We start from the raw sequence: 19,455 nt of genomic DNA, 5'->3' as shown, positions 1-19,455 counted from the left end.
TCGGGCCGACTCGGCTGTCCCGAACACGGCGGCGCTACTCAGCCCGGGGCAGCCAGACCCTCATTGTGGCGGGTCCCCGGTTGCCCCACCGGTGATAGGGGATCAGCACGGTCTGCCGCAGCTCCCCGGCATCCTCCGGGGGCGCCTCCCCGTAGGGCCACTCCGCGTGGGCCGGTTCGGTGAGCCGGATGGTGACGGACGGTTCCGCCCCGTCGACGATCCCGGCGCTGACATCCACCTGGGCCCGGGCCACCTCGGCGCCGAGGTCCGTGGATTCGAGCGCGAAGATCCTGGGGCCCTTGGCGACGGCCACCTGGTGGGTGATCGTGTCGATCCGCGGATCCGGGAAGATCCACCTCGCCTGCATCGGCAGGGTGAGGACGATCTCGTCGCCCGGCCGCACCGCTTCGACCACCGCGTAGCCGGGCCCGACGGACCGAGGACCGGAGCCGGCGTCCAGGGACGCCTCGCCGGCCCACTCGGGAACCCGCAACTCGACCCGCAGCCCTGAGCTCGGAGCCCGGCGGACGGCCACCCGGACGACGCCGTCCTCCGGATAGCGAGTCGACATCTCGAGCTCGGCCGGTTCGCCGTCGACGACGGCCCGGATCTGGGCCGGCAGGTACTGGTGGATCTGGACCCCACCGTCGTCCGTCGTGGCCACCATCGAACCGAGCGAGGCGAGCGTGCGTGAGACATTGGTGGGACAGCAGGACACGTCGTACCAGGGCGCGCGGAGGGACGAATCGGCCCGGGGGCTGGGGACGTCCATCTCCGGCGGCGACCCGGGCGAGCGTCGGTAGAGCGTGTTGGCGTAGAAGTAGCTGTGCCCGTCCTCGGCCGTGGAGGTGGCGAGGATGTTGTAGAGGATGCGCTCGATCAGGTCGGCGAACCGGGCTTCACCCGTGGCCAACAGCAGCCGTTGGCTGACCATCATCGCCGCGACGCCCGCGCAGGTCTCGGAGTAGGACCGGTCCGGCGGCAGCTCGAAGTCCTCCCCGAACGCCTCGCCCGTGTGGCGGGAACCCATGCCACCGGTGACATAGGTGCGCCGGGCGACGGTGTTGACCACCTGCAGCTTGACGGCCTCGAGGAGTTCCACGTCGTCGAGTTCGACGGCGGCGTCCACCGCGCCTGCGGCGAGGTACATCGCCCGCACGGCGTGCCCCCTGGCGACGGTGGCCGCGCGCACCGGCACGTCGTCCTGGTAGTAGCTGCGCCCCAGCTCGATGTCGGCCAGGCGACCGTGCCCGCGTCGCTCGACGAAGAGCGCCGCCTGCCGCACGTACCTATCGTCACCCAGCAGCCGGCCCAGCTCCACCAGCGCGACCTCGATCTCGGGGTGCCCGGGGATGGCGTCCCTGCCCTCTTCGCCGAACTCCCGGCAGACGTGGTCTGCCGCGCGGATGGCCATCTCGACGAAGCCGTCCCGGCCGAACGTCCTCGCCCGGGCGACGGCGGCCTGAATGAGGTGCCCGAAGCAGTAGAGCTCGTGCCCCCATTCGAAGTCGCTGTACCGCGGCTCCTGCCCTGGCCGCCCGAACTTCGTGTTGAGGTAGCCGTCCTCCTCCTGGGCGGGGAGAATCCGCTGGGCGAGGGACTCGAAGCGGTCATTCATCTCGGCCGAACCGGTGCGGCCGTGTTCCCACGCCATGGCCTCCATCAGCTTGTAGACGTCGGAATCCGAGAACTCCCGGCCCCGGCGCTTCTCGGGCAGGGTGCCCTCGACCGCCCAGGTGAAGTTCGCGATCCACCCCACCTTCTCCATCCAGTCATGGGCGTGGGCGATCAGCGTGGAGGCATTCAGCGACTGCCGGTCAGCCCAGAATCCGCCCGTGATGTCGACGTCGCGGATCCCCAGCGGCCGCCAATGGCCCCTGCTGGGCGCGATGGGCAGGCCGAAAGCGGGCTGGGCGTCGTGGGTTGGGGCACCACGCTTTTGCGGTTGGGACGGCATCCGGCTCCTTTGCCTGCTTGCCGTGAGCTGCCAGGAAAGGGAAAAGGAGACTTTCTTGCGCTCACCTAACTTTCTTTGACGTTAGCACCGGCCCGTTTCCCGAGCAACTGGCTTTGATGCCACTGGGGCCGGTTGCCGCTCACAGGTCCGTCCAGCGACGCCTGACGTGTTTTCATCGTCCTCGAAACTCCTGACTCGCTCAGCAGCACCGTAGATATGGCAGTCTTTGTATATCCACACAACAAAAGTCGAGTCCCATGGAGGGTCATGAAAGCCAAGTTGAAGATCGATCCCGCGTTCACAGTGGGACCGGTGCGCCGGCGCACCTTCGGGTCCTTCGTCGAGCACCTCGGGCGCTGCGTCTACACCGGAATCTACGAGCCGGGTCACTCGACGGCGGATGACGAGGGTTTCCGCGGCGACGTGCTGGAGCTCGTGCGCGAAATGGGCGTGTCCACCGTCCGTTACCCCGGTGGGAACTTCGTCTCGGGATACCGCTGGGAGGACGGCATCGGCCCCGTTGAGCAGCGCCCCAAGAGGTTGGACCTCGCGTGGCACAGCCTCGAACCCAACGAGGTGGGAACCGACGAGTTCATGTCCTGGGCGAAGAAGGCCGACGTCGAGCCCATGATGGCGATCAACCTGGGCACCCGTGGCGTCCTCGAGGCGATGGACGTCCTCGAATACTGCAACGTGCCGGGCGGCTCTGACTGGGCTGAACAGCGCAAGGCCAACGGCGCCGAGGATCCGTACCGGGTCAAGATGTGGTGCCTCGGCAACGAGATGGACGGCCCCTGGCAGATGGGCCACAAGACGGCTCACGAGTACGGCCGCATCGCCGCAGAGGCCGCCCGCGCCATGCGCATGATCGACCCGGACCTGGAGCTGGTGGCCTGCGGGTCCTCGAGCCGCAGCATGCCCACGTTCGGCGAATGGGAACGCACAGTCCTCACCGAGGCGTACGACCAGGTGGACATGATCTCCGCCCACGCCTACTACTGGGAAAAGGACTCCGGTCTCCAGGAGTTCCTGGTGAGCGCCGAGGACATGGACCGCTTCATCAACCAGGTGGGCGCCACCATCGATTCGGTCGCCACGGCAAAGAAGACCGACAAGAAGATCGGCATCTCCTTCGACGAGTGGAACGTCTGGTACCTCGACAGGGATCCGTCGAAGCCGCCGTCGGGAGACGACTGGCCCGTAGCGCCGCGGCTCCTGGAGGACAACTACTCCGTGGCGGACGCCGTGGTGGTGGGCAACCTGCTGATCTCGCTCCTGCGTCACACGGACCGCGTCTGGTCCGCCAACCAGGCGCAGCTGGTCAACGTCATCGCCCCGATCATGGCGGAGCCGGGAGGACCGGTCTGGAAGCAGACCACCTTCCACCCCTTCGCCCTGACCTCGGCCAACGCCAAGGGTGATGTCCTGCGCGTGATCATCGACGGCCCCACCATCGAGAGCGAACAGTTCGGTGCCGTCCAGGCTGTCGACGCTGTCGCCACCTGGGCCGACGACAACGCGGCCATCTTCGTCGTCAACCGACACACCACCGAATCGGTGCCGGCAGAGATCGAGATCCCCTCAGGCTGCACCATCAAGGAGGCCGTGACCCTGCACCACGAGGATCACAACTGGAAGGCCAGCGCCGAAGACGACTCGAGCGTCGGGGTCCTGCCGAACGAATCCGCGCGCCTGGACGGCACGACGCTCACCGTCACTCTGCCGCCGATTTCCTGGACGATGATCACTCTCACCACCAAGTGAGCCGCCTAGTGGGCCCGAGGGGATTCCCCCTCGGGCCCACTGACGTTTTCATAACAATCACGGAACGCTTCGCGGGAAACGTTGACCGGTCACACCCGCGGCCATTAGCCTCTACCCAGTTAGTTGTTACTCAAAACAAACGGGGTCACGTGGACAGTGGTGTCACGCGCCGGCGGCCCTAAGGCAAGGCCATTAGAGCCGAAGGGCCGATGGTCACGATCAAGGAGGACCACTGAGAATGACCAAGCTCCTCTATTCCAAGCGCCTGGCTCCATACCTGTTCATCCTGCCCTTCCTGCTCACGGTGGCGGTCTTCTGGCTCATCCCTGTCATCCAGTCGGTGATCATGAGCTTCCAGGAAGTGGTGTACGGCCAGGCCGAGTTCATCGGCGCCCGCAACTACCAGCGGCTGTGGCGAGACCAGATCTTCTGGAAGGCGCTGTTCAACAGCCTCCGCTACATGGTGCTGACCCTCGTGCTGCTCATCCCCATCCCCATGCTGCTCGCGGTGGTCATCAACAGGAAGCTCGGCAGCAAGAAGTTGAAGAACTTCTTCAAGGCGTCGCTCTTCGTGCCCGCGCTCACGTCGGTCGTCGTTGCGGGCATCATCTTCCGTCTCATGTTCTCCGAGAGCGACACCGGCATGATGAACCAGGTCGCGGACTTCCTCGGTTTCGGGCCCGTCCGGTGGCTGCGCAACGACCTGACCGGTCTGTCGGCCCTCCTGCTGTTGGCGCTGTGGCGCTGGACCGGCGTCAACACCATGTACTTCCTCGCCGGCCTGCAGGCCATTCCCGAAGAACATCTGGAAGCGGCCTCCATCGACGGCGCCAACGCCATCCAGAAGTTCTTCTTCGTGACCCTTCCGGGCCTGAAGCCCACCATCGTGTACGTCACGACGATCAGCGTCTACGGCGGCCTCGCGATGTTCCTCGAGAGCTTCATGCTGTACGCGGGCAACAGCTCGCCGAACAACCAGGGCCTCACCATCGTCGGGTACCTCTACCGCAAGGGCATCCAGGAGAACGACCTGGGCTTCGCCTCCGCGGTGGGCGTGGTGCTCCTGGCGCTGGTGCTCGTCATCAACCTGACGCAACTGACCGCAACCGGCACCTTCAAGAAGGAGGCCTGAGATGACCACAGCCACTGATTCGACCCGGATGGCTGAAGCCCTGGGCGAGGAGCCGAGGCAACAGCCCCGCCGTCGGGCCGCTGCGATCCTCCAGGGCACCTTCCTCCTGGTGATCGCTCTGATCTCGCTCATCCCCCTGGCCGCCATCGTCATCGGCACCTTCCAGGACGGCGGGGAGATCATCCGCAATGGCATCTCCTTCCTCGTCGATCCGGCGGACCTCAGCTTCGACAACTACGAAATGCTCTTCACCGATTCGGGGCTGTACTTCCGGTGGTTCTGGAACAGCCTGATCCTCACTGTGGTGCAGGTCGCAGGGACCCTCCTCGTGAGTTCCTTCGTCGCCTACGGCTTCGCAATGTACGACTTCCCTGGCAAGAACGTCGGCTTCATCCTCGTCCTGGTCATGATGACCATCCCGTTCGAGATGCTGATGCTCCCCCTCTACGTCCAGGTGAACAACTTCAACGCCGCGGACCAGTACTGGATCGTCGTGCTGCCGTTCCTGGCGCAGGCCGTCACCATCTTCTTCTTCCGTCAGTACTTCATCGGCATTCCCCGCGAACTGCTGGAGGCCGGCCGCGTCGACGGCGTCTCCGAGTTCGGAATGTTCTTCAGAATCATCGTCCCCATCTCCAAGCCGGCATTCGCGGCCATGGGAATCCTCAACGGCATGATGATCTGGAACAACTTCCTGTGGCCACTGCTGGTCCTGCGCTCCGCCGAGAAGTTCACCCTGCCGATCGGCCTCAACACGCTGTTGACCCCGTATGGCAACAACTATGAACTGCTCATCATCGGAGCGTTCTTCTCCCTGATCCCGATCCTCCTGCTGTTCCTGGCATTCCAGCGATTCTTCATCGAAGGAATGACGGCAGGTTCGATCAAGGGCTAACAGAGAGACATCCCCGCAATTAGTAGGAACAACACAAAGGAGTGGACACATGAGAATCCGCAAATTTGCAGCGACACTCGCTGCAGTCAGTCTATCGGTGGTGGCATTGGCCGCCTGTGGCGGCGGGGGTGACGGCACTTCGTCGGAACCGTCGGCCTCGGGCGAGGTCGTCAGCGGCGCGCCCGCACCTGAAGGCGCAACCAAGCTCAGCATGTGGGTGTTCGCCGAACTTCACGCCGCCGTCTACGACGAGATGGCCATCCAGTGGAACGAGGAGAACCCTGACAAGGCGATCGACCTCGACATCACGGTCTATCCGTACCAGGACATGCACGACAAGCTGCTGCTGGCGGCCAACGCCGGCCAGGGCATGCCTGACCTGGTCGACATCGAGGTCAACAAGTTCTCGAACTTCGTGAAGGGCGACAACCCTCCGTTGGCTGACCTTTCCGCCGCGGCGGAACCCTACATCGACGACATCGTCCAGGCCCGTCTCGATCTCTACAGCCGCGACGGAAAGATCTACGGATACCCGACCCACGTCGGCGCCTTCGTCGCGTTCTACAACCAGGAGCTCCTGGAAGCCCAGGGCATCGACTACACGACGATCAAGACCTGGGACGACTTCAAGGAAGCCGGCGTCAAGTACCACGAGGCCACCGACAAGGCCTTCGGCACCGCCAACACCGGCGTGTGGTTCGTCGAACCGCTCGTGACCGCCCAGATGGGTGGTCAGGTGTTCGAGGACGACGGCATGGGCAAGGTGTCCGTGAACAACCCCGAGGCCGTCAAGGCGCTCGAGTTGATGGCCGACATGGAGAAGTCCGGGGCGCTCAGCCCGATCGCGGGTGGCAGCCCGGACGCTGAGGAGGCCTACGGCGCCATCAACAACGGCGACTACGCGGCCATCGTCTACCCCGCCTGGTACACCTCCAGGTTCGTCGACTACATGCCTGACCTCGCCGGCAAGATCGCCATCGCACCGGCACCTCAGATCGAGGGTTCCGAGACGCTCACCATCGGTGGCGGTGGCACGGGTACCGCCGTGTCCGCCAAGTCGGAGAACCTCGAACTGGCCACCGAGTTCAACGCCTTCGCCAAGCTGTCCCTCCCCGCCAACGTCGCGGTCTGGGAAGTCCTCGGCTTCGATCCCGTGAACATGTCGGTCTGGGAAGACGACGCCGTGACCCACAACCCGGAGAACAAGTTCAACAAGTACTTCACCACGAACCTGTTCGACGTGCTGAACTCCGTCAAGGACGGCATCGGTCACTTCAACTCCTTCGCCAACCCGAACCTGCCCGCAGTGGACAACTGGTTCCGCACGGTCACGCTCAACGAGGTGTACGAGAACGACACGCCTGTCCAGGAAGCCCTCGACCAGGCACAGACCGACCTCGAGAACGAGATCGGCGAGTAAGTAATCCCGGTTGAGGCTCTACAACCGAATCAGCAGCGGCCGGGACATCCCCTTCTCCCGGCCGCTGCTCCATGCAGAGAGCTTGGTCAGTCCCATGGGATGAACCCGGCTCAGCTGAACTGCCCTGTTACTGAGGAACACCAGAGGGCCCCCTGCGTTACCGCGGGTGGCCCTCTGTTTCCGGCTGACGGAGAACTACGGGTGCTCGTATGAATCGATGGCTTGCACCTTCGCATTCGACGGAGACTCCGGATCAAAACTGTGAGCCAGGAACTCCGACACCAACTTGAGGGCGAGCTCGCGTCCAATGACCCGTTCGCCGAGGCACAGCACCTGCCCGTTGTTTGACTTCACCAGGCGCTCGACTGAGTAGGGGTCGTGCGCCGTACTGGCTCTGATTCCCGGCACCTTGTTGGCGGCGATCGCGACGCCCATTCCAGTCCCGCACACGAAGATGCCGCGGTCGGCCTCTCCTGCCGCAATTCGGCGTGCGCCCTCGACCGCGAGGTGCGGGTACGCGGTCGGGTCCGTGTCGGCGTTCACGCCGACGTCGATCACTTGATCGACGCGGTCATCTGAGGCCAACAGGGCCGCGATGGCGTCCTTGTAGCCCACCCCGGCCTGGTCTGCTGCCAGCACAATCCTGTATCCCATGTCACTCCTCTTTCCTGAGCGCATCCGAGACAGCCCGAACGCATAGCGCGAACGAGACAGCGCCCGGATCCGGATGGCCGACGCTGCGCTCGGCGAGCGGCCTTGCCCTGCCCTTCCGGGGGCTCAGTGAGACGGTCGCGTCGGCGGCCTCCTGTGCCACCGCTGTGGCCTCCGCCCAGGCGTCGGCCACGTTCCTGCCTTGTTCGGCGGCTGCGGCCAGCGAGTCGCGGAAGGGGACGGCTGCGTCGATGATGGTCTTGTCCCCCACGTCGGCCTTGCCCAGGGCTGTCATGGCCCCGACGTAGGCCTCGACGGAGTCCGCGAGCCTGCTCGCATCCACTGCTTCCTCATTGCCGAGCGCCGCGCCGAGGGCCCGCAGCGCGGCACCCCACAGCACGCCCGATGTGCCGCCGGCGTTGTCCGCCCAAGCGTCGCCCGCCGCGGCGAGGACGCCCGCGGCGCCCCATCCGTCGGCCAGTGCCGCGTGGGCTGCGTCGGTGGCGAAGTCGATCCCCCGCACCATGCCGCGGCCGTGGTCGCCGTCACCGGCTACGGCGTCGATGCGGGCCAGTTCGTCCTCGGCGTCGTGGAGCGCGCGCTTCATGCGCTCGAGAGCGGCGACGGCGGTCTCGGCCACCGCGCGGGAAGCGTCGGAGCCCACCACCGGCACCTCCACCGCGTCTGCCTGCTCGGCCGTTGGCGCATCGCCCGTGGCCCACCCCTCAGGCGCGAGGCTGCCGCGCTTCCACGCCGGGGTGTCAGCCGGATCCAGCCAGAGCTCCTCGAGCTCGTCGTCGAGCCAGCACAGGGTCAGGGACACACCGCCCATGTCGAGGCTCGTGACCAGCTCGCCCACCTCGGGGGCCACCAGTTCGAGCCCGTGGTCGCGCAGCCGCGCCGCCACGATGCCCCAGAGGAGGAACAACTCCTCGTATTTCGTGGAGCCCAGACCGTTGAGGATGGGGGCCACGCGGCCCGACGCGCCGTCGGGCCGTTCCTCGAGCAGCCGGTCGACCATCAGGTCCGCCAACTCGTTGGCCGGCAGCCAGTCCACGTCCCTGAGCCCCGGCTCGCCGTGGATGCCCAGCCCGAAACCCATCTTTCCCTCGGGGACGGTGAAGTGCGGATGATCCGCTCCCGGGAAGGTGCAGCCGGAGAACGCGAGCCCGACGGTGAAGGTCAGCTCGTTGGCGTGGTTGCCGAGGCGCTCGACCTCGTCGATGTCGTGGCCGCGCTCCGCGGCAGCACCCATCACCTTGAACACCACGAAATCGCCCGCGATACCGCGGCGCTTGTCCTTCTCGTGGGCACCGGCGCTGGCCACGTCGTCGGTGACGATGACGTGCCGCGCGTCGATGCCTTCCGCCTGGAGGCGCTCCCCTGCAGTGGTGAAGTTCATCACGTCGCCTGCATAGTTGCCGTAGGTGTAGATGACGCCGGCGCCCGAGTGTGCGGCGCGACCCACCGAGTAGGCGTGCGAGGCCGACGGCGAGGTGAAGAGGTTGCCGATGATCGAACCATCGGCGAAACCGGGGCCGACCACGCCGGCGAAGGCGGGGTAATGTCCTGAACCGCCACCCACCAGAACTGCAACCTTGGGCTTGGCAGGCCGCTGGGCGCGCACGACGCCGCCCGTGACGGCGCGCACACGATCGGCATAGAGGTCGACGAATCCTGCCACGGCCTCGTCAGTGAATTCCGCGGGGTCGTTGTAGATGGTGGTCATGACTGTGACTCCTTCCGGGGCCAGACAACGGTGGTGTGGTGACGAGCTGGCAACGACGAGACGGCGCTCACCGCGTCGGGCGCGAGCACAAGCTCGGAACCATCGGGTGCCTCGAAGTCGGCATCGACGAAACGGACGCGACCCAACTCGGAGCTCCGGACCACTTCGTTCCGGCTCGCATCAGCCGGCAGGTCTGAGACGACGGTGACCGCACCGTCGGCGCCAACCCGGAGGTCGATGTGCCCGCCGTCGATCCGCACCGGGTCCGACTCGCCCTCGAAGTACCGCGCGGCCCCCAGGTAGACGTTGTCGCGAGCGACGACGGCCTGCTTGATACCTGTGAAGCGGCGGTGGTCACCGGATCGGGTCTCGGTCCGCTCCAGGTACTCCTCGAAGCTGGCCGGGTGCCCGTCGTAGACCGCGGTGCCATAGCCCACCTTCGCGGCCTCCGGCAGCTCGGTCCGGTAGTTCTCGCGCTGCGGGTCGCCGCCGAAGACGTTGCCGATGAAGCGGTCGTCGCCCCCGACGATCACGGCGTAGCCGGAGACCCGCGTGCTGTGCGGACGGTGGTACGGCGTCGCACGGTCGAGGACCGGCTCGATCCGCAGGCTGCCGAGGAACAGGTTCCCGACGTAGGCGCCGCCCTGGCTGAAGTTCTCCAGCGAGACTGGGGACGCGAACACGTTGTGGTCCACGATGTAGGGACCGTGGCTGACCTCGACGAAGAAGTCGCGGCTGTTGGAATGGAACACGTTGCCCGAGATGCGGGTGCCCTGGGTCTGCCAGTCCAGCCACAGGCCGAGCGAGCAGTCGTGAATGTGGTTGCCGGTCAGCTGCACGTCGATCGGGGCGTGGAGCTTGATGCCGCCGATCTCGTGCCCGTAGAACTGCCTGCGGATGCCGATGTTGTAGATGTGGTTGTCCTCGATGGTGGAGAACACGCAACCAAGGTGCCCGACGACCCCGTTCTGGCCACAGTCGTAGATGGTGTTGCGACGCACCACGTGGGAGCCGATCCGCTCCTTGCTCCAGCCGTAGTCCTCGGCAACGAAGACCGATTCCAGCTGGTACTGATAGCCCGGCTTGTCCCTTCGCACAGTGGCGAAGTTGTGCCCGGTGGTGCCCTCCTTGCCCAGGGAGATCGCGGAGCACTTCGAGTCGTGCATGACGTTGTCCTCGATGATCCAGCCCTTCGCCCAGTTCGGGCCGACCATGCCGGGCTGGTCCGCCGTCGGGGGCACCCAGGGGGTGGCCGCGTGACGGATCTCGAAGCCACGCACCGTGATGTAGTCGACGTGGTTGACCTCGGGGTAGAAGACCGAGCGGCGCACGTTGATCTCGACGGTTTCGCTACGGGGGTCGGCGTCACCGAAGTGGGCGTGGATGGTGGTGTGTTCATCGGCGACCTCGGCATGCCAGACCATGCGACTCGGCGCCTCGGTACCGGCCTGGGGAATGCCGGTCCAGTCATCGACGATGGTCTCCTGGGGTCCAGGCTTCGCGACGGCATCGATGGAGGCCACCTCGAGCAGGGCGGTGCCGTTCAGATACACCTCGCCCAGGTGCAGATCGGGATCGTCCTGCGCGGGGCGCAGCAACCAGTCACCCGCAATGATCTCTGCGTACGGGTTGAAGCCCTGGAAGATGGCGTTGTCCACGACCGTGCGCCAGACGCCGTCGCCTGTCGGTTCCCACTCGGTGATCTGCTCGGAACCGGTCAGCACCACATGCTCGTCCGCAGCCGCGGTGAACGTGATGCGACGGTTGTTGCTCAGCCCGCCGTGCGGCGGATTGACCCATTCGCGGTAGACGCCCTCGTGGACCACGACGGTGTCGCCGGGCAGTGCGCGGGCAGCCGCGGCGTTGATGGTGGCAAGGGGAGAATCGGCCGTGCCGTCGTTGGCATCTGTGCCGTGTTTCGAGACGTGGATATCCATGGTCAAGCTCCTTGTCAGTGGGTGGGTCCGTGGGTCAGGAAGGCGGCGATGACCGAATCGTCCTCGCCGTCGAGGCCGGCCTTCTTCGCCATGCGGTACAGGTTCTCGGCCGCCTGCGCGACCGCGGTGGGGAGTTGGTGGCCGCGGGTGAGGTCGCCGACGATCCCCATGTCCTTGGCGATGACGTCGACTCGGGAGCGCAGCTCAGGCTTCTCGCCCCTCAACTGCTGCGCCATCCGGGGACCGCGGTCAGCCAGCATGAACGACGCCGCAGCACCCTTGTTGAGGATCTCTATACAGCGGTCGAGATCAAGCCCCATCGCGTCGGCCATGGCCAGCGCCTCGGCGGCGGCGGCGGTATGGATTCCGCAGAGCAGCTGATTGACGGCCTTCATGTTCTGTCCGTCGCCCACTCCACCCATCACCACGAGGGTCGACGCCATGGCGCCCAGCACCTCGTCAGACCGCTTCAGCACATCGGGCTGACCACCCACAGTGATGAGCAGGTCACCCGCCCGTGCGCGCACGGCGCCGCCCGAGACCGGGGCATCGATGGTGCCGACGCCCCTCTCCTCGAGCCGTGCGGCCACGCCGTTGACGACGGCCGAGCCCACCGTCGAGGTGATGATGACGGCTGCGCCGGGGGCGAGGGAGTCGCCTGCACCGTCGTCGCCGAACAGGGCGGCTTCGAGTTGTGCTCCGTCACGCACGGCGACGACCACCTGCGTGGCACCTTCGACGGCCGCGCGCACGGTGGTGACGGGCAGCACTCCGTCCGCGGCGGCCAGCTCGCGTCGCTCGGCGGAGACGTCGAACCCGCGCACTTCCCACCGCTCCGCCAGTCGCGCCGCGATGGGCAGCCCCATCGCGCCCAGCCCCAGAACAGCAATCACGTCGCTCACATCGGCTCCTTCAGGGAGACGGCCAGCATACGGCGGATGTAGTCGCGGTTCTCCGCGGACACAGACAACCCGTCGCCTCCGTAGTGCTCGACGCAGAAGGGGCCGTCAAAGCCCGCTTCGACGGCGAGTTGGATCGCGCGCCGGTAGTTGGCGCTGCCGTAGGCCATGGGGGCAGGGAGGCTGACGACGTTGCCGGCCGCGTCCTCGCTTCGGAAGTAGTTCTTCACGTGCCAGTAGTTGGCGTGCGGCATGCAACGCTCGACGGCGGTGAGGAAATCCTCGATCGGGCGGTGCAGCCGGTAGAGGTTGCCCAGGTCCGGGTTGAGCCCCACGTTGGGCAGGTCGATGTCCTGCACGAGCCGCACGGCGGACTCTGAGGTGCCGAGAAGGGTGTCCTCGTACATCTCCAGCGACATCTCCAGGCCGAGCTCCGCGGCGTGCGAGCCCAGCTCCCGGAGTCTGGTGACTGCCTGCTGCCAGGTTTCCTCGTCGGTGGAGTCCACGGGTCCCGGAGCCGTCCAGAACCAGAACGCCTCGCGCTGCTCTGGGGTCAGGGGGCGGTGCAGGCCGAAGGACACCACCTTGGACCCGATCACCTTGGCGGCCTCCAGCACGCGGTGCGAGTATGCGAGGTTGGCGTCGCCGGCTTCCGGGTCGATCACGCTGCGGCGGATCGCGGACACGGCGATGGGGTTCAGCCCCACGCTGGCCAAGACGTCCGCCAGTTGCTGGAGACGGTCCTCCTCGAGGTCTCCGATGCGCAGCCAGTTGTCGGTGAGGTCGACTTCCGTGAACCCTTCGCGTGCCACCTGATCAAGTTGGGCGCGCCACGTGGCCGGGTCCGCCTCCTGCGAATCGGGGAACGGCAACATGGCAGCGGCGATGGGCCAGGATGCCGAGGTTGGAAGCTGGGGGGTGCTCATGGGTTTCCTTAGGTGAGGTGTGGTGGAGTTACTTGCCGAAGCCCGCGGTCATGCCGGCGATGAGGTGTCGTCGACCGACGACATAGAGCGTCAGGGGCGGCAGCGCGGACAGGACGATGGCTGCCATCATTGCGGGCACGTTGATGGTCAGCTCCCCCTGGAAGGTCCACAGGGCGAGCGGCAGCACCCGCGTTTCCGGGGATTGGGTGAGCACGAGGGGGAACAGGAAGTTGTTCCACACGTTGACCCCGTTGTAGATGGCGGTCGTGCTGATGGCCGGCACGCTGAGTGGCAGCACCAGACGCCAGAGCATCTTGATCTCGCTTGCTCCGTCGAGCCGCATGGATTCGAAGAGTTCCGAGGGGATGTCGCGGAGGAAGTTGGTGAAGATGATGATGGTGATGGGGATGGCGAAAGCGGCCGACGGGAGGATGATCGCCAGCAGGGTGTCGTACAACTGCATGCGGGTGATCATGTAGAAGATCGGGATGATGGCTGACTGCACGGGGATCGCCAGCCCCAGCAGGAACAGGTTGAGGGAGCGCCGCGACAACGGGGTGTTGTTGCGCACGATCGTGTACGAGGCGAGCAGCGAGACGAAGATCGTGATGGCCACGGCTCCGACGGTCACCACTGCCGAGTTGAGGAAGTAGCGGGCGAACCCCATCTCGAAGACCAGGCCGTAGTTGGCCAGCGACGGATCCGAAGGAAGGTCCAGAGGCTTGTCGACGAAGAAGTTCTGCTGGCTGCGGAAGCTCGTCATGAGGACCCAGTAGATGGGGACGATGACGACGCCCAACCACAGCACCGCGCCCACCCACCCAGGCACGCGGCCAGGCAGGAAGCGCCGGGTTCCCCTCCTTGTGGGACTGGACCCGCGTCGGCTGGTCTTCGTCGTCGCACCGGGTTGTTCAAGCGTTGTTGCAGTCATGGTCACATTCCTGCCTGCTGGCTCTGCATCTTGGTGAAACCTGAAACCTTGGTGAGGGTGAGGGACAGCACCAGACCGATGAAGGCCAGGAGGGCCGCGATGGCGCTTGCCTTGCCCATGTCTGCGGCCTGGAAGCCTGTGAGGTACATGTGGAGCGGCAGGATGCGCGTCGCGTAGCCAGGGCCGCCTGCGGTGAGCACGAAGATGAGGTCGAAGTACGTGAGTGAGCCCACCAACATGAGGGTTGATGACGTCACGATGGTGTACTTCAGCTGGGGCAGCGTGATGGAGAAGAACTGGCGCAGGCCGCTGGCCCCGTCAGTGGCCGCCGCTTCGTAGAGCACCTTCGGGATCTGCCGCACCCCCGCCTGGTACAGGAGCGTGTGGAGCGGAATGAAGTGCCAGCCGATGATCCAGATCACCACCCACAGCACCGTGTTCGGGTCTCCCAGCCAATTGTGGGACAGGGGGCCGAGCCCATCCATCGCCGTGAGCCCGAAGTTGGGGTCGAGGAGATTCTTGAACGTCAGACCCACGGCAGCCGACGACAGGAGCAGCGGCAGGAAGTAGATCACGGCCACGAAGGCCCGGCTGCGGCCTTCCCTGGCCACCCAGACGCCGAGCAGCAGGCTGAGCGGGGTCTGCACGAGCCAGGAACCGATCATGACCTTGAAGCTGAGCCCGACGGTTCCCCACGTCACCGGATCCTTGAAGATGGCCTCCCAGTTGGAGAAGCCCGCCCAAGCGGGCGTGCCCAGCCCGTTCCACTTGGTCAGCGAAAGCCAGACGGCTCCGAACAGTGGCACGATGGCGAACAGGACGAAGAGGCCGGCGGCCGGGGCCAGGAGCCAGAGGCTCGGCCCCGAACGCGTGACGCGTCGGGCCCTCCCCCTGGCTCCCGGCTCCGAAACAGTGGCGGACATCGTCATGACCGGATGGTGGCGTTCATCGTTTCGACGAACTCTTCCGGCGTGGTCTGGAGCAGGAAGAGCTGGTCGAGCGCGGTGTTGAGGGCCTGACCCTGCTCCGGCGAGAGCGCCTGATCCAGTGAGAGTTGGAAGTAGGTAGCTTCTGCGACGATGTCGAAGACGAACTTGGAGAACTCGTCATCGGAGTCGGCCAGCTTCTCCTCGACGATCTTCACGCCGGGGACGCCGGAGCGACCGATGATCTCGTCGACATACTCGTCGTTCATGACCTGCTCATCGAGGAACTGGAGCGCCACCTTCTTCTCCTCTTCCGACGCCGCGGAGGTGACGGACCAGAGGTTGGCGGGGTTACCGGTGACGTTGGCCGGATCACCCGCGCCACCTTCGACCTCTGGGAAGGTGAAGAAGCCGAGGTTCCCGGACTCGACGAACTCCGGCGCGGCCTTGCCGATGTTGGAGTAGGCGTTGCTCAGCATCAGGATGGCGGCTGCCTTGCCGGTGTAGACCAACGCATCAGCCGCGCCGCTCTCGTAGGAGATGGCTGCGTAATCCGAGACGAAGCCCTCTGCCTGGACGAGGTCCTGGATCTTGGTGGCGGCCTCGAGGATCGCGGGGTCCTTCCACGCGTCGGGCTCATTGGCCTCAATGGCCTGGAACACCTCCGGACCACCCTGACGGTCGATCAGGTAGGCCAACCAGGGAAGTTGGGGCCACTTGCTCTGGCCGGCCAGCGCGAAGGGGGCGATGTCTGCCTCATTGGCGACGTCGACGAACTCCATGAGCTCGCTCCACGTCTCGGGGGGCTCGACACCGAGCTTGCCCATCACTTCCTTGTTGTAGAGGAAGACGACAGGCTGCATGTTGCTGACGGGGACACCGTAGACGTCACCATCGACACTGGCCGCGCCCATGGCGGCAGGGAGGTAGCGGTCGATGATCTCCGGGTACTCGTCGGCTGTGAGTTCTGTCAGGGACTCCACCAGACCCTGATCGACGTAGTCACGCAGGCCGCCGCCGCCCCAGCCGTAGATGAGGGTGGGGGCTTCGCCTGCGCCCAACGCGACGCGGACCTTGTCCTTGTAGCCGTTGTCAGGCATCACCTGAAGATCGATCTGCGCTTCCGGATGATCCGCATTCCAGCGGTCCACCGCTGCGATGAACGAATCGGACTGCGAGCTCTGGACCGCCCAGGCACTGGCGGCAACCCCGCCCTTGCCTGCCGGCGCGCTCGCGTCAGCGGTGTCTTCGGTGCCACCGGGCTGCGCTCCGCCGGAACAACCTGCCCCCAGCAACGCCAGGGAGCCGACGACGGCGAGGATTTTCTTGGACCTCAACATTGAGTTCTCCTTCTAAAGTTTCTTCTGGTATCCGAAACTTTCGCCAGCTTACAACGTGGATCCGCGGAGTGCAACACTTCGGCGACTGAAAATCTCATCCCATCCCGAGAGCGCCGTAGACGCTCGGGACATGGGGCTAGACTGGTCGAAACTTTCGAGGAGCATGCCCATGACCCACCCACACACCGACGCCAAGGCCACCCTGGCGGAAGTGGCGGCCCTCGCGCGGGTCTCGCTTGCCACCGCTTCCAAGGTGGCCAATGGCAGGCCCGACGTTGCGACTGCGACACGGGAGAGGGTGGAGCGCGCCATTGCGGAGCTACGGTACGAAACCAGCAGGAAGGCACCCGAGTCCGGCCGCCCGTCGATAGCCTTCCTGGCTGATGTGATCACGAGCACCTACGCAATGGAGGTCCTTCGGGGTGCCACGGAGGCCGCGGAGGAACTGGGGGTGGACCTGGTCGTCGAACGCACACACAGAAGCACTGATCCCGACGGCACTCCAACGGCCGCGGCGCTGACGCAACGTCTCCTGTCGGCCAACCGGATCGGTGCCGTCGTGCTCACCGCTGGGGTTCGCGGCAACGCCTACTCGAGCGTGGTGGAGGCGAGGCTGCCGATGGTGGTCATCGACCCCCTGGATTCGGCCCACCCGGACATGATCTCGGTGGGCGCGACCAACTGGTTGGGAGGGCGCTCGGCAGCCGAACATCTACTGAAGCTGGGCCACCGGGACATCGCCGTCATGTCCGGACCGGCCCGCTCACTGAGCGCCTCGGCCCGAATCGACGGGTTCCTTTCCGTCTGCCGCAACGCCGGCTCCCCCGTCCGGGATGAGTGGATCCGACGGGTCCGTTTCGACGCTGCCGAGGCCAACACCGTCGCCGGCGAGTGGCTGAGCGCCGTCGTGCGTCCCACCGCCATCATGACCGGCAGCGACACCCAGGCCGTCGGCGTCCTCCGGGCAGCGCACACCGCCGGCGTCCACATCCCCGGCGACCTGAGCGTGATCAGCTACGACGACACGCTCTTGGCGTCGTGGGCGACACCAGCGTTGACCGCGGTACGTCAACCTCTCGCTGACATGGGACGCCGGGCGGTGGAGACCGCTTACCTCATTCACTGCGGGAAACAGCCTGAAGCACGCCATATAGAGTTGACCACCACACTGGTGGTCCGTGAATCGACGGCACCCCCGGGCCCACGGTCCTAGTGGTCAGGCCGGCTCCGACGACCTCGACCCCTCAGTCCCACCGGCATCTCAGAATGGGCAGGGATCAGTAGCTGGTGCTTTCCACCGGGCGCCGAGTGGCTTACAGTCGTCACCACTGCCCGGGAATCGAAGGAGAACCAGCCGATGAAGGACGCCGTCCTGCCGCGCGACGCCGTCGCCATCGTCGGCAGGGGACGGCTCGGTTCGGCGCTGTCGGAGGCGCTGGCCTCGGCAGGTTGCACGGTCGGGGAGCCGCTGGGGCGCGGGGCGGATCCGCAGGCCCCCATCGTGCTGCTGTGCGTGCCGGATCGCGAGATCGCTGCGGCCGCCTCCGCCATCACGCCGCGATCAGGGCGCCGCGTGGGTCACTGCTCGGGCGCAACCACACTCGCCCTACTGCACCCGCACGAAGCGTTCGGCCTCCACCCGCTGATGACGGTGCCCGGGGCGGGCGCAGACTTCGCGGGCGCCACGGCCGCCGTCGACGGTGGCACGGCCCGCGCTCTGGAGGTCGCGGAACGCCTCGCGACCGCGCTGGGCATGGTGCCCGTCCGCGTCCGCGACGACGACCGGGCGGCCTACCACGCTGCGGCTTCCATCGCCTCCAACTTCCTCCTCACGCTGGAGGACTTCGCCGAGCGCCTCGCCGCGTCGGCCGGCCTGCCGCGGGAGCGCCTGTTGCCGATGGTGCGGGCCACGGTCGCGAACTGGGCCACCGACGGCGCGCCGGCGGCGCTCACCGGCCCCGTCGCGCGCGGCGACGCCGTTACGGTCGCCAGGCAGCGCACCGCCGTCGCCGAGCGGGCACCCGAGGACCTTGAGCTGTTCGACGCCCTCGTCAGCGCCACCCACCGACTCGCCCACCGGAAGGACCCCGCATGAGGATCATCCGTACGGTCGCGGACCTCCGCGACGCCCTGCAAGAGGCCCGCGGCGACGGGCAGCGCGTCGGTTTCGTCCCCACGATGGGCGCCCTGCACGCCGGTCACCTCTCGCTGGTGTCGGCGGCGCGTGCGGCCTGCGACACGGTGGTGGTCTCGCTGTTCGTGAACCCGACGCAGTTCAACGACTCGGCCGACCTCATCGCCTACCCCCGCGACGAGGGGCGCGACGCGGAACTCGCGGCCGGCGCGGGGGCCGACATCCTCTTCGCCCCCGATGCCGCGGAGATGTACCCCGCCGGGTTCGCCACCACCGTCCACGTGCGTGGCGTCAGCGAGCCCCTCGAGGGCGCGCACCGGGGGGCCTCGCACTTCGACGGCGTGGCCACCGTCGTGACGAAGCTGCTGCTGGCCGTGGCGCCGGATGTGGCGTGGTTCGGGCAGAAGGATGCCCAGCAGGTCGCCGTCGTGCGGCGCATGGTGGCCGACCTGGGCCTGCCGGTGCGGATCAAGACCGCGCCCACCGTGCGCGAAGCCGACGGCCTGGCGATGTCCAGCCGGAACGTCCGCCTCGCCGTCGAGGACCGTCCGCGGGCCCTCGCCCTCAAGGCCGGTCTGGACGCTGTCGCCGCCGAGGTCGCCGACGGTGGGGACACCCGTTCAGCCGAAGCCGCCGGGGTCGCCGCGATGCGGAAGCGCGGCGTGGAGCCCGAATACCTCGCGCTGGTCGACCCCGAGACTTTCTCCCCCGCCTCTGATCTGCAGCGCCCCAGCCTCGCCGTCGTCGCCGCCAAGGTGGGCGGGGTGCGGCTCATCGACAACCTGCCCATCGCCCCCCCGATCCACCGCTGAGG

General features: G+C 66.4%; 16 protein-coding genes. 7 read left to right on the top strand and 9 right to left on the bottom strand.

Going from position 1 to position 19,455, the window contains the following annotated elements; genetic code table 11:
* Nucleotides 1-34: 34 nt before the first annotated feature.
* On the bottom strand, nt 35-1,957 hold the full coding sequence (locus C3E87_RS09675) for a glycoside hydrolase family 127 protein (protein WP_076062123.1): 1,923 nt from the start codon (nt 1,955-1,957) through the stop codon (nt 35-37).
* A gap of 267 nt (nt 1,958-2,224) precedes the next feature.
* Here C3E87_RS09675 and C3E87_RS09670 point away from each other — a divergent pair, with 267 nt between their 5' ends.
* The 4 genes from C3E87_RS09670 (at nt 2,225) to C3E87_RS09655 (ending at nt 7,168) form a co-directional block, all read left to right on the top strand.
* Nucleotides 2,225-3,721: an alpha-N-arabinofuranosidase gene (locus tag C3E87_RS09670; protein WP_076062121.1), complete on the top strand. Its 1,497-nt coding sequence runs from the start codon at nt 2,225-2,227 to the stop codon at nt 3,719-3,721.
* 238 nt (nt 3,722-3,959) lie between these two features.
* Nucleotides 3,960-4,853 (top strand): carbohydrate ABC transporter permease, encoded by an 894-nt coding sequence (locus tag C3E87_RS09665; protein ID WP_076062119.1) that lies wholly within the window; start codon nt 3,960-3,962, stop codon nt 4,851-4,853.
* Between the two features lies 1 nt (nt 4,854).
* Nucleotides 4,855-5,748 carry a carbohydrate ABC transporter permease gene (locus C3E87_RS09660; protein ID WP_233120776.1) on the top strand — a complete coding sequence of 298 codons (894 nt, stop codon included), beginning with the start codon at nt 4,855-4,857 and terminating at the stop codon, nt 5,746-5,748.
* Between the two features lie 49 nt (nt 5,749-5,797).
* The gene (locus tag C3E87_RS09655; protein WP_076062117.1) at nt 5,798-7,168 is read left to right on the top strand and encodes an ABC transporter substrate-binding protein; all 1,371 of its coding nucleotides are present in this window, start codon (nt 5,798-5,800) and stop codon (nt 7,166-7,168) included.
* A 195-nt stretch (nt 7,169-7,363) separates the two neighbouring features.
* On the opposite strand, the gene C3E87_RS09650 is transcribed toward C3E87_RS09655, so the two are convergent.
* The 8 genes from C3E87_RS09650 to C3E87_RS09615 all read right to left on the bottom strand — a co-directional run bounded on the left by C3E87_RS09650 (nt 7,364) and on the right by C3E87_RS09615 (nt 16,507).
* Nucleotides 7,364-7,822, bottom strand: coding sequence for a ribose-5-phosphate isomerase (locus C3E87_RS09650; protein ID WP_076062115.1), 459 nt, complete (start codon nt 7,820-7,822; stop codon nt 7,364-7,366).
* Between the two features lies 1 nt (nt 7,823).
* The gene (locus C3E87_RS09645; protein WP_076062113.1) at nt 7,824-9,548 is read right to left on the bottom strand and encodes a dihydroxyacetone kinase family protein; all 1,725 of its coding nucleotides are present in this window, start codon (nt 9,546-9,548) and stop codon (nt 7,824-7,826) included.
* The gene (locus C3E87_RS09640) at nt 9,545-11,485 is read right to left on the bottom strand and encodes a right-handed parallel beta-helix repeat-containing protein (RefSeq protein ID WP_076062111.1); all 1,941 of its coding nucleotides are present in this window, start codon (nt 11,483-11,485) and stop codon (nt 9,545-9,547) included. The genes C3E87_RS09645 and C3E87_RS09640 overlap by 4 nt, the downstream gene beginning before the upstream one ends.
* Nucleotides 11,486-11,499: 14 nt before the next feature.
* Nucleotides 11,500-12,387 carry an NAD(P)-dependent oxidoreductase gene (locus tag C3E87_RS09635; protein ID WP_076062109.1) on the bottom strand — a complete coding sequence of 296 codons (888 nt, stop codon included), beginning with the start codon at nt 12,385-12,387 and terminating at the stop codon, nt 11,500-11,502.
* Entirely contained in the window at nt 12,384-13,310 is a 927-nt protein-coding gene (locus C3E87_RS09630; protein ID WP_076062107.1) for a sugar phosphate isomerase/epimerase, read from the bottom strand. Before C3E87_RS09630 ends, C3E87_RS09635 begins: the two co-directional genes overlap by 4 nt.
* 28 nt (nt 13,311-13,338) lie before the next feature.
* Nucleotides 13,339-14,139: a carbohydrate ABC transporter permease gene (locus tag C3E87_RS09625; protein WP_233120775.1), complete on the bottom strand. Its 801-nt coding sequence runs from the start codon at nt 14,137-14,139 to the stop codon at nt 13,339-13,341.
* 104 nt (nt 14,140-14,243) lie between these two features.
* A complete protein-coding gene (locus C3E87_RS09620; RefSeq protein WP_083665539.1) occupies nt 14,244-15,170 on the bottom strand; it encodes a carbohydrate ABC transporter permease in 927 nt (308 codons plus the stop codon).
* Entirely contained in the window at nt 15,167-16,507 is a 1,341-nt protein-coding gene (locus tag C3E87_RS09615) for an extracellular solute-binding protein (protein WP_076062101.1), read from the bottom strand. Before C3E87_RS09615 ends, C3E87_RS09620 begins: the two co-directional genes overlap by 4 nt.
* A gap of 169 nt (nt 16,508-16,676) precedes the next feature.
* On the opposite strand from C3E87_RS09615, the gene C3E87_RS09610 reads away from it, so the two are divergent.
* The 3 genes from C3E87_RS09610 (at nt 16,677) to panC (ending at nt 19,453) form a co-directional block, all read left to right on the top strand.
* Nucleotides 16,677-17,720 carry a LacI family DNA-binding transcriptional regulator gene (locus C3E87_RS09610; protein ID WP_083665538.1) on the top strand — a complete coding sequence of 348 codons (1,044 nt, stop codon included), beginning with the start codon at nt 16,677-16,679 and terminating at the stop codon, nt 17,718-17,720.
* Nucleotides 17,721-17,864: 144 nt separating this feature from the next.
* Entirely contained in the window at nt 17,865-18,602 is a 738-nt protein-coding gene (locus C3E87_RS09605; protein WP_076062097.1) for a Rossmann-like and DUF2520 domain-containing protein, read from the top strand.
* Nucleotides 18,599-19,453: a pantoate--beta-alanine ligase gene (panC, locus tag C3E87_RS09600; RefSeq protein ID WP_076062095.1), complete on the top strand. Its 855-nt coding sequence runs from the start codon at nt 18,599-18,601 to the stop codon at nt 19,451-19,453. Before C3E87_RS09605 ends, panC begins: the two co-directional genes overlap by 4 nt.
* Nucleotides 19,454-19,455 lie beyond the last annotated feature (2 nt).

Origin of the sequence: Tessaracoccus sp. ZS01 (assembly GCF_022342445.1) — a bacterium.
Taxonomy (GTDB): domain Bacteria; phylum Actinomycetota; class Actinomycetes; order Propionibacteriales; family Propionibacteriaceae; genus Arachnia.
Note: the sequence above shows the minus strand (reverse complement) of the source record. Positions and strands in the feature narration are given on the sequence as shown.